This is a genomic window from Streptomyces sp. NPDC028991, from assembly GCF_055564775.1.
The window spans coordinates 1-13,214 of the sequence record NZ_JBVHVP010000035.1; the positions used below are offsets into that span (position 1 = coordinate 1).

Annotated in this window: 9 protein-coding genes and 1 pseudogene; 3 read left to right on the plus strand and 7 right to left on the minus strand. The window is 71.2% G+C overall.

What is annotated here, in order from left to right; translation table 11 throughout:
- Positions 1 to 96 (plus strand): annotated as a pseudogene (locus ACZ4V1_RS33775) (ABC transporter permease); the annotation flags it as partial.
- Between the two features lie 131 nt (positions 97 to 227).
- On the opposite strand, the gene ACZ4V1_RS33780 reads toward ACZ4V1_RS33775, so the two are convergent.
- From ACZ4V1_RS33780 to ACZ4V1_RS33810, 7 genes are all read right to left on the minus strand, one after another.
- A complete protein-coding gene (locus ACZ4V1_RS33780; protein ID WP_468344263.1) occupies positions 228 to 1,931 on the minus strand; it encodes a proline--tRNA ligase in 1,704 nt (567 codons plus the stop codon).
- A gap of 73 nt (positions 1,932 to 2,004) precedes the next feature.
- On the minus strand, positions 2,005 to 2,553 hold the full coding sequence (locus ACZ4V1_RS33785; RefSeq protein WP_468344266.1) for a GNAT family N-acetyltransferase: 549 nt from the start codon (positions 2,551 to 2,553) through the stop codon (positions 2,005 to 2,007).
- An 82-nt stretch (positions 2,554 to 2,635) separates the two neighbouring features.
- Complete coding sequence (locus ACZ4V1_RS33790) at positions 2,636 to 3,484, minus strand: GNAT family N-acetyltransferase (RefSeq protein WP_468344269.1); 849 nt, start codon at positions 3,482 to 3,484, stop codon at positions 2,636 to 2,638.
- Positions 3,485 to 3,584: 100 nt separating this feature from the next.
- Complete coding sequence (ispG, locus tag ACZ4V1_RS33795) at positions 3,585 to 4,742, minus strand: flavodoxin-dependent (E)-4-hydroxy-3-methylbut-2-enyl-diphosphate synthase (protein WP_468344272.1); 1,158 nt, start codon at positions 4,740 to 4,742, stop codon at positions 3,585 to 3,587.
- Between the two features lie 252 nt (positions 4,743 to 4,994).
- On the minus strand, positions 4,995 to 6,287 hold the full coding sequence (locus ACZ4V1_RS33800; RefSeq protein WP_468344366.1) for a M50 family metallopeptidase: 1,293 nt from the start codon (positions 6,285 to 6,287) through the stop codon (positions 4,995 to 4,997).
- Between the two features lie 8 nt (positions 6,288 to 6,295).
- Positions 6,296 to 7,552 (minus strand): 1-deoxy-D-xylulose-5-phosphate reductoisomerase, encoded by a 1,257-nt coding sequence (dxr, locus tag ACZ4V1_RS33805; protein ID WP_468344274.1) that lies wholly within the window; start codon positions 7,550 to 7,552, stop codon positions 6,296 to 6,298.
- A 139-nt stretch (positions 7,553 to 7,691) separates the two neighbouring features.
- A complete protein-coding gene (locus tag ACZ4V1_RS33810; protein WP_468344277.1) occupies positions 7,692 to 9,656 on the minus strand; it encodes an acyl-CoA dehydrogenase family protein in 1,965 nt (654 codons plus the stop codon).
- A gap of 331 nt (positions 9,657 to 9,987) precedes the next feature.
- Here ACZ4V1_RS33810 and ACZ4V1_RS33815 point away from each other — a divergent pair, with 331 nt between their 5' ends.
- Together ACZ4V1_RS33815 and ACZ4V1_RS33820 are read left to right on the plus strand one after the other, a co-directional pair.
- A complete protein-coding gene (locus ACZ4V1_RS33815; RefSeq protein ID WP_468344280.1) occupies positions 9,988 to 11,001 on the plus strand; it encodes a LacI family DNA-binding transcriptional regulator in 1,014 nt (337 codons plus the stop codon).
- Positions 11,002 to 11,114: 113 nt separating this feature from the next.
- The gene (locus tag ACZ4V1_RS33820) at positions 11,115 to 13,157 is read left to right on the plus strand and encodes a glycoside hydrolase family 31 protein (RefSeq protein ID WP_468344283.1); all 2,043 of its coding nucleotides are present in this window, start codon (positions 11,115 to 11,117) and stop codon (positions 13,155 to 13,157) included.
- The last annotated feature ends 57 nt before the right edge of the window (positions 13,158 to 13,214 follow it).

The window sequence follows — 13,214 nt, forward strand, 5'->3', positions numbered from 1 at the left end:
GGCCACAACGGCTGGCTCGCCACCGCCTGGTGCCTGGGACTGGCGGTACTCGGCTACCTCTGGTCGGCGTCGAACTTCAACCGCGACCCGAAGTAGCCGTCATGACAGTGCGGGCAGCCTCCGGCCGCACGTTCCGCCAAAGGGCGGCGTACTCCGGCATCCCGCCGGTGTACGCCGCCCTTCCGTGTCCTTGCCCGGCCGGGCGACTCGCGCCTGGCCGATGCGTGTCAGGCCGTGAGGCGGGCGATGGCCTCCTCGACCGTCACTTCCTCGCGCTCGCCCGTACGCCGGTCCTTCAGTTCGACCACGCCTTCGGCGGAGCGGCGTCCGGCGACCAGGATCTGGGGTACGCCGATGAGTTCGGCGTCCGTGAACTTGACGCCCGGGGAGACGCCGGCCCGGTCGTCCACCAGGACGCGGACGCCCGCGGCGGACAGCTTGCCGGAGACCTCGAGGGCCAGCTCGGTCTGCAGGGCCTTGCCGGCGGCGACGACGTGGACGTCGGCCGGGGCGACCTCCTTGGACCAGACGAGGCCCTTGTCGTCGGCGTGCTGCTCGGCGAGGGCGGCCACCGCGCGGGAGACGCCGATGCCGTAGGAGCCCATGGTCACGCGGGCCGGCTTGCCGTTCTGGCCGAGGACGTCGAGCTTGAGGGCGTCGGTGTACTTGCGGCCCAGCTGGAAGATGTGGCCGATCTCGATGGCGCGGTCCAGCTTGAGACCGGTGCCGCACTTCGGGCAGGGGTCGCCCTCGCGGACCACGACGACGTCGACGTACGCGTCGACCTCGAAGTCGCGGCCGGCCACGACGTTCTTGGCGTGCGTGTGCTCCTTGTTGGCGCCCGTGATCCAGGCGGTGCCCGGCGCCACGCGCGGGTCGGCGATGTACTTCACCTTGTCGCCCAGGCCCTGCGGACCGACGTAGCCGCGGACCAGGTCGGGGCGGCCCACGAAGTCCTCGGCGGTGACGAGCTCGACGGCGGCCGGGGCGAAGTGCGCCTCGACCTTGTCCATGTCGACCTCGCGGTCACCGGGGACGCCCACGGCGACGATCTCGCCGTCGGCCTTGACGAGCAGGTTCTTCAGCGTGGCGGAGGCCGGGACGCCGAGGGACGCGGCGAGGGTCTCGATGGTGGGGGTGTCGGGGGTCGGGATGTCCTCGGCGGCGGGTACGTCCGCCGCGTCCGCCGGCTGGAGCGCGTAGGTGATCGCCTCGGTGTTGGCGGCGAAGTCGCAGTTCGGGCAGTCCGCGAAGGTGTCCTCGCCGGCCTCGGCCGGGGCCAGGAACTCCTCGGACTTGGAGCCGCCCATCGCGCCGGCGGTCGCCGCGCAGATGCGGTAGTCGAGGCCGAGGCGCTCGAAGACGCGCTGGTAGGCGGCGCGGTGCAGGGCGTAGGACTCGGCGAGGCCCTCGTCGGCGACGTCGAAGGAGTAGGAGTCCTTCATCAGGAACTCGCGACCGCGCAGGATGCCGGCCCGGGGGCGGGCCTCGTCGCGGTACTTGTTCTGGATCTGGTAGAGGATGACCGGGAGGTCCTTGTAGGAGGACGCCTGGTCCTTCACCAGGAGGGTGAAGATCTCCTCGTGCGTGGGGCCGAGGAGGTAGTCGCCGCCCTTGCGGTCCTGGAGGCGGAACAGCTCGGGGCCGTACTCCTCCCAGCGGCCGGTGGCCTCGTACGGCTCGCGCGGCAGCAGGGCGGGGAGCTGGACTTCCTGGGCGCCGATGGCGTCCATCTCCTCGCGGACGATGCGCTCGATGTTGCCGAGGACCTTCTTGCCGAGCGGCAGCCAGCTCCACAGGCCGGCGGCGGTGCGCCGCACGTAGCCGGCGCGGACCAGCAGCTTGTGGCTGAGGACCTCGGCGTCCGCCGGGTCGTCGCGCAGCGTCTTCGCCATCAACTTCGACATGCGCTGGACCGGTGCGTTGGCCATGGTTCTCGTGTCTCCTGCTGCGTAAGGGTGGTGCTAGGAGGTTAGCCGGGTGGTCCAGTGCGGTGGAAATCGGTTATGCCCCGGCCGGCTGGTGGGCCCGGCGCAGCGGAAGCGGGGCGCCCATCACCGCGTACGGCTTGGGGGCGCTGGGGAAGAGGACCTGGCGGGCGAGGTCCTGGTAGCCGAGGGAGCGGTAGAGGCCGCGGGCGGGGCTCTCGGTGTCGATCGCGGAGAGGATCGAGCGGGGCTCGGCGGCGGCGTCGGTGATCGTGGTGATCAGGGAGCGGCCCGTGCCGCGGTTCTGGTGGGCGGGGTGGACGTGGAGTTCGGTGATGACGAAGGAGTCGTCGAGCCAGGCGTCGTTGCCCTGGGCGCGGAGGTAGGGCTCGACGACGGTGGACCACCAGTGGGCACGGTCGTTGGGCATGCCGTAGACGAAGCCGACGAGGTCGCCTCCGACGGTGGCACCGAGGGCTCTGGCGCCGGGGTGGGTCATGTGGCGCAGGACGATCTGGCGGCGGACGGCCACCTCGTCGGGGCCGAGTCCGAACGCGGCGGCTTGGACCGCGAGGGCCTCGTCCACGTGCGCGGCGAGGTCCAAGGGGCCGATCACGAACTCCATGGCGGGGAGCCTAGCGCTTCGTCGAACAGGGGCGGGGATACGGGCTGTCGTTCCGGGCCCGGTGGTGGGAGCCGGTCGTGGCTCAGAACAGGACGCTCATGAAGGCGCCGATCTCCTGGAAGCCCACCCGCTGGTACGTCCGTCGCGCCGCCGTGTTGAAGTCGTTCACGTACAGGCTCGCCACCGGGGCGACCTCCGCGAGGGCGTAGCGGAGGACGGCCGCCATGCCCGGTGCCGCGAGGCCCGTGCCCCGGTATTCGGGGGCCACCCATACGCCCTGGATCTGGCAGGCCCGGTCGGTGGCGGCGCCGATCTCGGCCTTGAAGACGACCCTGCCGTCGTTGTCGAAGCGGGCGAAGGAGCGGCCGGAGCCGACGAGTTCGGCGACCCGGGCCTGGTAGAGCAGGCCGCCGTCGCCGGCCATCGGGGAGATGCCGACCTCCTCGGTGAACATCGCCACGCAGGCCGGCATGATCCGCTCCATCTCGTCCTTGCGGACGCGGCGGACGTAGGGGTCGGGGGCGACGTCGGCGGGCATGCGGCCGGTGACCATGAGGGGCTGCCGGGCGCGGACCTCGCGGGCGGGGCCCCAGCCCGGTTCGAGCAGGCGCCACAGCTGGGCGGTCGTGTCGGCGGGACCGACGATCGAGGAACAGCGGCGGCCGGCCCGCCGGGCCCGGTCGGCGAAGGCGCGGACGGCGCGCGGGGTGGCGCAGATGGGGACGAGGTTGGCGCCCGCATAGCACAGGGAGGTCAGCATGCCGTGCTCGTACCAGCCCCACATCTCGCCGCCGAGCCGCCACGGGTCGAGGCCGGCGATCTGCACCCGGGCGGTCACGAAGGCGTTCGCGACCGGCTCGCGGTCCAGGACGGCGAGCGCGGCGTCCAGGTCGCTCGGTTCGAGCACGCGGGAGGTGGTCTGCGTCAACACGTGCGGGGGCCTCACCCTGAGATCTGCTGGTCTCCGCACTGTACCTGCCGTGAATATGCCGCGCCGCCCCCCTGGGGCGACGCGGCAGGAGCCGGGTGAGTCAGCCCGCGACGGACACCGAGGGCTCGCCGGAGGTCACGCCGTCGGCCTCCATCTGCTCGGCGATCTTCATGGCCTCCTCGATGAGGGTCTCCACGATCTTGGACTCGGGGACGGTCTTGACGACCTCGCCCTTGACGAAGATCTGGCCCTTGCCGTTGCCGGAGGCGACACCGAGGTCGGCCTCGCGGGCCTCGCCGGGGCCGTTGACGACGCAGCCCATGACGGCGACGCGCAGCGGGACGTCCATGCCCTCCAGGCCGGCCGTGACCTCCTCGGCCAGCTTGTAGACGTCGACCTGGGCACGCCCGCAGGACGGGCAGGAGACGATCTCCAGGCCGCGCTGACGCAGGTTGAGCGACTCCAGGATCTGGATGCCGACCTTGATCTCCTCGACCGGCGGGGCCGACAGGGAGACACGGATGGTGTCGCCGATGCCCTGGGAGAGCAGCGCGCCGAAGGCGACGGCCGACTTGATGGTGCCCTGGAAGGCGGGGCCGGCCTCGGTGACACCCAGGTGCAGCGGGTAGTCGCACTGGGCGGCGAGCTGCCGGTAGGCCTCGACCATCACGACCGGGTCGTTGTGCTTGACGGAGATCTTGATGTCCCGGAAGTCGTGCTCCTCGAAGAGCGACGCCTCCCACAGCGCGGACTCCGCCAGCGCCTCGGGGGTCGCCTTGCCGTACTTCTGGAGCAGGCGCCGGTCCAGCGACCCGGCGTTGACCCCGATACGGATCGGGGTGCCGTGGTCCTTCGCCGCCTTGGCGATCTCCTTGACCTTGTCGTCGAACTGCTTGATGTTGCCGGGGTTCACACGGACCGCCGCGCAGCCCGCCTCGATCGCGGCGAAGACGTACTTCGGCTGGAAGTGGATGTCCGCGATCACCGGGATCTGCGACTTCCTCGCGATCACGGCAAGGGCGTCCGCGTCGTCCTGCGTCGGACAGGCCACCCGCACGATCTGGCAGCCCGAGGCGGTCAGCTCGGCGATCTGCTGGAGCGTCGCGCCGATGTCGGACGTACGCGTCGTGGTCATGGACTGCACCGACACGGGCGCGTCACCACCCACCGCAACGGGCCCGACCTGGATCTGCCGGCTCTTGCGGCGCTCCGCGAGCCTGGTCGGAACGTCCGGCATGCCGAGAGAAATCGCAGTCATCTGCTGTGCAACCCCAAGTCGTGGATCAAGGTCCGGCCCCGTTCAGCGGCGGGCTCCGGCATCCGAGATTACGGCACGGACATGAACGCCGGGCACACGGCGTACGGGAGATACACCCTTTGGCGTCCATCTGCCGGGGACTGGCGTGAGACCCGACCCGGAGGGACATGCTCCCCGGATCGGGCTTCTCATCGGATCGTACTGATGGCCCGGAACATCCGGACCATCCGGATCGCCCGGTCTGTCCTTACGTCAGCTGATCCGCACCGGATTGACGACGTCCGCCACCAGGACGAGCAGCGTGAAGCAGACGAAGATGCCCGCCACCACATACGCCACCGGCATCAGCTTCGCCACGTCGAACGGGCCCGGGTCCGGGCGGCGCAGCACCTTGGCCGCGTTCCGGCGCAGCGACTCCCACAGGGCGCCCGCGATGTGGCCGCCGTCGAGCGGCAGCAGCGGGAGCATGTTGAAGAGGAACAGGGAGAGGTTGAAGCCGGCCACCAGCATGACGAACATGGCCAGCTGCTGGGTCGGCGGGATGTCCAGGGTGGCGATCTCGCCGCCGACGCGGGCGGCGCCGACGACACCCATCGGGGAGTCGGCCTCGCGTGGCCCGTCTCCGAAGGCCGCGTCCCACAGGGCGGGAATCTTGGAGGGCAGCGCGGCCAGGGAGTCGACCGCGTCGCCGACGCGGTCGCCCATCCAGGTCACGGACTGGCCGAAGTCCTGTTTGACCACGCCGGTGGCGGCGCTGAAGCCGAGGAAGCCAGCGGTGACGTACTCGCCCTCGACGATCTGGCCGTTCGAGTCCTTCTTCGCGACCTGGTTGGTGGCGATCGTCGCCTGGAGGGTGACCTCCTGGCCGCCGCGCTCGACGACGACCGGTACCTTCTCGCCGGGGTTGGCGCGGATCATGTCGGACAGCCGGTCCCAGTCGTCGGTCCGCACGCCGTCGAAGGAGACGATCTTGTCGCCCGCGCGGAGGCCGGCCGCCGCGGCCGGGGAGGCCGGGTCGGACTTGGTGCAGTCGTCGCGGTTCTCGCTCTGCGAGATGACGCACTGGGACACGGAGCTCACGGTGGTGGTCTGCTGCGAGATGCCGAAGCCCATCAGGACCGTGAGGAACAGCACCACCGCGAGGATGAGGTTCATGAACGGTCCCGCGAACATCACGATGACCCGTTTCCACGGCTTGCGCGTGTAGAACAGGCGCTTCTCGTCACCCGGCTGCAGTTCCTCGAAGGCGGCCGAGCGGGCGTCCTCGATCATGCCGCGCCAGGGCGAGGTGGAGCGGGCCTCCACCCGGCCGTCGGCGCCGGGCGGGAACATGCCGATCATGCGGATGTAGCCGCCGAACGGGATGGCCTTGACCCCGTACTCGGTCTCGCCCTTCTTCCGGGAGAAGAGCGTCGGCCCGAAGCCGACCATGTACTGCGGCACGCGGATGCCGAACATCTTGGCGGTGGACAGGTGCCCGAGCTCGTGCCAGGCGATCGAGAACAGCAGGCCGACCGCGAAGACGACTATGCCGAGGATGAACATCAGGGTCGTCATGCACGGGCCTCCGCCGTCTGTGCCGCCAGTTGCCGGGCCCGGGTGCGGGCCCAGGTCTCCGCTTCGAGGACGTCCGCGACGGTGAGCGAGGTTCCCGCCCGGGGGGTGCCGTGTTCCTCGACCACCCGCGTGACGGTCTCCATGATCCCGAGATACGGCAGCGCGCCGGAGCGGAACGCCTCGACGCACTCCTCGTTGGCGGCATTGAACACCGCCGGAGCCGTGCCCGCGAGCTCCCCGACGTGCCGGGCCAGGTTCACCGAGGGGAAGGCCTCGTTGTCGAGCGGGAAGAACTCCCAGGTCGAGGCCTTGCTCCAGTCGAAGGTGGGGGCGGCGCCGGGGACGCGCTCGGGCCAGCCGAGACCGATGGCGATGGGCCCGCCCATGTCGGGGGGCGTCGCCTGGGCCAGTGTCGATCCGTCCGTGAACTCAACCATCGAGTGGACATACGACTGGGGATGCACGACCACCTCAATGCGGTCGAAGGGAATGTCGTAGAGGAGGTGGGCCTCGATCACCTCCAGGCCCTTGTTGACGAGGGTGGCGGAGTTGATCGTGATCACCGGGCCCATGGCCCAGGTGGGGTGGGCGAGGGCGTCCTCGACGGTGACGCCCGCCAGCTGCTCCTTCGTACGTCCCCGGAACGGGCCGCCGGACGCGGTGACGACCAGCTTGCGCACGTCGGCGCGGGTGCCGGCGGCCAGCGCCTGAAAGAGGGCGGCGTGCTCGGAATCGACCGGGATGATCTGCCCCGGCTTGGCGAGGGCCTTGACCAGCGGGCCGCCGACGATGAGCGACTCCTTATTGGCGAGCGCGAGGGTGCGGCCCGCCTCCAGGGCGGCGAGGGTCGGCGCCAGCCCGATGGAGCCGGTGATGCCGTTGAGGACGGTGTGGCAGTCGGAGGCGGCGACCTGGGTGGCCGCGTCCGGTCCGGCGAGGATCTCGGGGAGCGGCTCCCCACCGCCGTACTGGTCGCGCAGCGCCTCCCGCAGCGCCGGTACGACGTCCTCGCGGGCGACGGCGACGGTCCGCGCCCTCAGCCGGTACGCCTGCTCGGCGAGGAGGGCGACCCGGCCGCCGTTGGCGGACAGGCCGGTGACCCGGAAGCGGTCCGGGTTGCGCAGCACGAGGTCGATGGCCTGGGTCCCGATCGACCCGGTGGACCCGAGGATCACCACGTCCTTCGGGCCGTCGCCCGCCACCGGGTCGTACACGAGGTGGGGGTCGGCGAGTGGGGCTGGACTGTCGCTCATCCCCCCATTGTTGCCGCAACCGCCGTCCGGGCGGACAGCGCGCCCCCCGCACGGGTGTCGCGATACCCGTGCGGGGCCGCCGAGGCGTTCCCCGCCGGGGCGCCGGACGGCTCCGGCGGGGGCCCGACGTACGCCCGTGCTACCTGATGGGGCGGTGGACGTTGGCTCGCCGTGACTCCCCGGGGGCGGCGTCCGCGATCCACGGACCGTCCCCCGAGGGGTCGACGACGCCCTGCTCCAGCCACTCGTAGGCGCCGCCCAGCACGCCCTTGACGACCTTGCGGTCCAGGTCGTCGGTGTTGGTCCACAGCCGGCCGAAGAGTTCGTCGACGCGGATGCGGGCCTGGCGGCAGAAGGCGTCGGCGAGCTGGTAGGCCTCGCGGCCGTGGTCGCCCTCGGCGCGCAGGTGCTCGGCACGCACGCAGGCGGCGCTCATCGCGAACAGTTCCGCGCCGATGTCGACGATCCGGCCCAGGAAGCCCTGCTTGGTCTCCATCCGCCCCTGCCAGCGGGACATGGCGTAGAAGGTGGAGCGGGCGAGCTTGCGGGCGGTGCGTTCGACGTGGCGCAGGTGGCCGGACAGGTCGGGGTGGCCGGACGGATGGAAGTCGGCGTACGAGCGCGGGAGCTGTCCCGGTCCGGCGACCAGTTTCGGCAGCCACTTGGCGTAGAAGACGCCGGCCTGCGCGCCCGCCCGCGCCTTGTCGGACAGGGTCTTGTCGGGGTCGATCAGGTCGCCGGCGACCGAGAGGTGGGCGTCGACGGCCTCGCGGGCGATCAGCAGGTGCATGATCTCGGTGGAGCCCTCGAAGATCCGGTTGATGCGCAGGTCGCGCAGGATCTGCTCGGCGGGCACCGCGCGCTCGCCGCGGGCGGCGAGGGAGGCCGCGGTCTCGAAGCCGCGGCCGCCGCGGATCTGGACCAGCTCGTCGGCCATCAGGCAGGCCATCTCGGAGCCGTAGAGCTTGGCGAGGGCGGCTTCGATGCGGATGTCGTTGCGGTCCTCGTCGGCCATCTGGGACGACAGGTCCAGGACCGCCTCCAGCGCGAAGGTCGTCGCCGCGATGAACGAGATCTTCGAGCCGACCGCCTCGTGCAGCGCGACCGGCTTGCCCCACTGCTCGCGCACCGCGGACCACTCGCGGGCGATCTTCAGGCACCACTTGCCGGCGCCGACACACATGGCGGGGAGCGAGAGCCGGCCGGTGTTGAGGGTGGTCAGGGCGATCTTGAGGCCGGCGCCCTCGGGGCCGATGCGGTTGGCGGCCGGGACGCGGACGCGGTGGAAGCGGGTGACGCCGTTCTCCAGGCCGCGCAGGCCCATGAAGGCGTTGCGGTTCTCGACCGTGATGCCCTCGGAGGCGGCCTCCACGACGAAGGCGGTGATGCCGCCCTTGCCGCCCTCGCCGTCCTTGTGAGCCTCGGACTTCGGGACGCGGGCCATCACGACGAGCAGGTCGGCCACGACGCCGTTGGTCGTCCACAGCTTCACGCCGTCGAGGACGTAGTCGTCGCCCTCCCGGACGGCGGTGGTGGCCAGGCGGGCCGGGTCCGAGCCGACGTCCGGCTCGGTCAGCAGGAACGCCGAGATGTCGGTGCGGGCGCAGCGCGGCAGGAACGTGTCCTTCTGCTCCTGCGTACCGAACATCTTCAGCGGCTGCGGCACACCGATCGACTGGTGGGCGGAGAGCAGCGCGCCGATCGCGGGATTCGCGGATCCGACCAGGGCGAGGGCTTTGTTGTAGTAAACCTGAGTGAGGCCGAGGCCGCCGTACTTGGTGTCGATCTTCATGCCGAAGGCGCCCAGCTCCTTCAGCCCGGTGATCACCTCGTCCGGGATCCGCGCGTCGCGCTCGATCACGGACCCGTCGATCTTCGTCTCGCAGAAGTCGCGCAGCTTGGCGAGGAACTCCTCGCCGCGCTGTACGTCCTCGTCGGCCGGGAGCGGGTGGGGGTGGATGAGGTCGAGGCGGAACCGGCCGAGGAACAGCTCCTTGGCGAAGCTGGGCTTGCGCCAGTCCTGTTCCCGGGCCGCCTCCGCGACCTCGCGGGCCTCACGTTCGGTGACGGTGGGTCGGGAGGAGGGGGTGTTTGGTGCGGACATGAGGCTCACCTCGCCGCGAATCGGCATCGGGGGAGGTACGTCCACGGAGATCGCGACGGTTCGTCATACGCGAAGTTGCGGACGTACGTTACTAGACGGTGCTACCCGATCGTATGTACCCGATCCCGGGCGGTCCCACCACCCTTCGTGCGGCCGTTCGGCCGATGCCGTGGAAGGGGAGCGGCGGAGGAACGGCGGGAAAGAGCGGCGTCGAAGCGCTTCGACAACCCTATGGACACCCACCCCCACTGGGGCTAGTGTCGAACCACCCTCACCCGCTTTGGTCCACCCCGCGCGCTGTCGAAGCGCTTCACATAACTTGGAGAGCTGGATGGTCACCCTCGCCGAGGTCGCCCAGCACGCCGGAGTCTCGGCGAGCACGGTGAGCTATGTCCTCAGCGGCAAGCGGTCCATCTCCACCACCACCCGGCAGCGGGTCGAGGAGAGCATCCGGAAGCTCGGCTACCACCCGAACGCCGGCGCCCGTGCCCTGGCCAGCAGCAGGTCGAACATCATCGCCCTGATGATCCCGCTGCGCACCGACATGTACGTGCCGGTGATGATGGAGATCGCCATCGCGGTCGCGACCAGCGCGCGCACCCACGGGTACGACATCCTGCTGCTCACCGGCGAGGAGGGCCCCGACGCGGTGCGCCGCGTCACCGGCAGCGGGCTGGCCGACGCGATGATCCTCATGGACGTCGAACTCGACGACGAGCGGCTGCCCCTGCTGCGCGGCACCGACCAGCCGTCCGTGCTGATCGGTCTGCCCGCCGACACCACCGGGCTGACCTGCGTCGATCTCGACTTCCGGGCGACCGGCGCGCTGTGCGTGGAGCATCTGGCCAAGCTGGGGCACCGCGACATCGCGGTCATCGGCGAGGCGCCCGCCGTCTACGAACGGCACACCGGCTTCGCCGAGCGCACCCTCGACGGGCTGCGCACCCGCGCGCGGGAGCTGGAGCTGCGGCTGCTGCACCGCCCCTGCGAGGGCGGGTACGACGCGATGGCCGCGACCCTCGCCCGCGTCTTCGACGAACGCCCGGACACCACCGGGTTCGTCGTCCAGAACGAGTCCGCGGTCGAACCGCTGCTCGCCCTGCTGCGCCAGCAGGGCCGGGCGGTGCCGGAGGACGTGTCGGTGGTCGCGGTCTGCCCCGAGCAGGTCGCCACCCAGGCCTCGGTGCGGCTCACGTCGGTGGCCGTGCCCGCGCAGGAGATGGGCCGGCACGCCGTCGAGCAGCTGGTCGCCAAGCTCGACGGGCGCGGGAGCGACGAGGTCGTACTGCTCGCGCCCGAACTGACCGTCCGGGCCAGCTCCGGGCCGGCGCCCGCCGGGTCGTAGCTCTCCGCTCTCCCAGTAGGCCTCTGCTCTCCCAGTAGGCCTCTGCTCTCCCAGTAGGCCTCTGCTCTCTCAGTAGCCCCCGTTCTCCCCGCACTCCCCCAGGAGCCGCTTCCGTGAACCAGCCTGCCGAGACACAGCCCAAGGTCAGCCTCGCCCAGTCCTCCCCCACCGTCGGAACGTTCCGCGAGCGGGACGGCGCGCTGGAGTGGAGCGGCCGTCAGGAGACCGTCCGGATCGAGGCGTGGGGGCCGGACGCGGTCCGGGTCCGGGCCCGGCTCGGCGGACCGGTGCTGGAGGGGCTGCCGGGAGCACTCCTCGCCGAGGCACCGGCGACCGAGAGCGCCGTCAAGATCGAGGACGGGCACGGCTCGCTGACCGTCGGCGCGCTGACCGTGGAGGTCGGCCCCGAGGGACAGGTGCGCTTCGTGCGGACCGCGGACGGCGGTGAGCTGCTGGCCGAGGAACGCGCCCACTTCTGGTGGCCCGGCCCGCGCCTGTACACGGCGGTCGGCAACGGATACCACCGGCTGGAGCAGCGGTTCGCCGCCTACGACGACGAACAGCTGTACGGCCTCGGCCAGCACCAGCACGGCCGCCTCGACCAGAAGGGCCTGGTCGTGGACCTGGTCCAGCGCAACGCCGAGGTCTCCATACCCGTCCTCACCTCCAGCCGCGGCTACACGCTGCTGTGGAACAACCCGGCCGTCGGCCGCGTGGAGCTGGCTCACAACGGCACCCGCTGGGTCGCCGACTCGGCCCGCCAGATCGACTACTGGATCACCGCCGGCGCCCCGGCCGACACACAGCGCCGCTACAGCGCGGTGACCGGCCGTACGCCGATGCTGCCCGCGTGGGCGGCGGGTTTCTGGCAGTGCAAGCTGCGCTACCGCACGCAGGACGAACTCCTCGCCGTGGCCCGGGAGTACAGGCGGCGCGGGCTGCCCATCGACGCGATCGTCTGCGACTTCTTCCACTGGACGCACCTGGGCGAGTGGAAGTTCGACCCGGCCGAGTGGCCCGACCCGGCCGCCATGGTCCGCGAGCTGGACGAACTGGGCATCAAGCTGGTCGTCAGCGTCTGGCCGTCGGTGTCCCCCCTCTCCGAGAACCACCCGGTGATGGAACAGCGCGGCTACTTCATCGGCACCCAGTACGGCCCGATGGCGCACACCGACTGGCCGGACAAGGAAGTCGCGTCGACGGTCCAGGTGGCCTTCTACGACGCCACCAACCCCGAGGCCCGCGACTTCGTGTGGTCGAAGATCAAGGAGAACTACCTCGACCCGTACGGCATCACCGCCTTCTGGCTGGACGCCTGCGAGCCCGAACTGAAGCCCGGTTTCCCGGAGAACCTGCGCTACTGGGCGGGCCCGGGCCTGGAGGTCGGGAACCTGTACCCGGCCGAGAACTCCCGCGCCTTCGACGAGGGCCTGCGCGCCGCCGGCGTGGACGAGGTGATCACCCTCAACCGCTCGGCGTGGGCGGGCAGCCAGCGCCACGGCGCCGCGCTCTGGTCCGGGGACATCGGCACCGACTTCGCGACCCTGCGCCGCCAGATCGCGGCCGGCCTGAACACCGCCCTGTCGGGGATCCCCTGGTGGAACACGGACATCGGAGGCTTCCACGGCGGCGACCCGGACGACCCGGCGTACCGCGAGGTGCTGGTCCGCTGGTTCCAGTTCGGCGCCCTGTCCCCGCTGATGCGGCTGCACGGTTTCCGCGACCCGGGCATGCCGCTGGGCCCGGACATGACCGGCGGCCCGAACGAGGTGTGGTCGTACGGCGAGGAGGCGTACCCGATCCTCGAGAAGTACCTGCGGCTGCGCGAGCGGCTGAAGCCGTACGTCCTCGACGTCATGCGCGAGGCGCACGAGGAGGGGCTGCCGGTGATGCGGCCGCTGTTCCTGGAGTTCCCCGGGGACCCGGCGGCCTGGCAGGTCGACGACGCCTACCTCTTCGGCCGGGACCTGCTGGTCGCCCCGGTGCTGACGGCGGGCGCCACGGTCCGGACGGCGTACCTTCCGGCGGGCGCGCGGTGGACGGACGCGTGGACGGGGGAGGCGTACGAGGGCGGGGCGGCCGTGACGGTGGACGCGCCGCTGGACCGGATCCCGCTGTTCCTGCGGGACGGGGCGCGGCTGCCGGTGCCGGAGTGAGCGCGGGGTGAGCGCGGGGGCCGGTCCCGGGTGGGGCCGGCCCCCGCGCCGTGCTGC

Bases quoted from the DNA above. Each gene is read 5' to 3' on its own strand.
- ACZ4V1_RS33800 (WP_468344366.1), bottom strand. From the start codon at position 6,287: ATGTTCATCCTCGGCATAGTCGTCTTCGCGGTCGGCCTGCTGTTCTCG.
- ispG (WP_468344272.1), bottom strand. From the start codon at position 4,742: ATGACTGCGATTTCTCTCGGCATGCCGGACGTTCCGACCAGGCTCGCG.
- dxr (WP_468344274.1), bottom strand. From the start codon at position 7,552: ATGAGCGACAGTCCAGCCCCACTCGCCGACCCCCACCTCGTGTACGAC.
- ACZ4V1_RS33810 (WP_468344277.1), bottom strand. From the start codon at position 9,656: ATGTCCGCACCAAACACCCCCTCCTCCCGACCCACCGTCACCGAACGT.
- ACZ4V1_RS33815 (WP_468344280.1), top strand. From the start codon at position 9,988: ATGGTCACCCTCGCCGAGGTCGCCCAGCACGCCGGAGTCTCGGCGAGC.
- ACZ4V1_RS33780 (WP_468344263.1), bottom strand. From the start codon at position 1,931: ATGGCCAACGCACCGGTCCAGCGCATGTCGAAGTTGATGGCGAAGACG.
- ACZ4V1_RS33785 (WP_468344266.1), bottom strand. From the start codon at position 2,553: ATGGAGTTCGTGATCGGCCCCTTGGACCTCGCCGCGCACGTGGACGAG.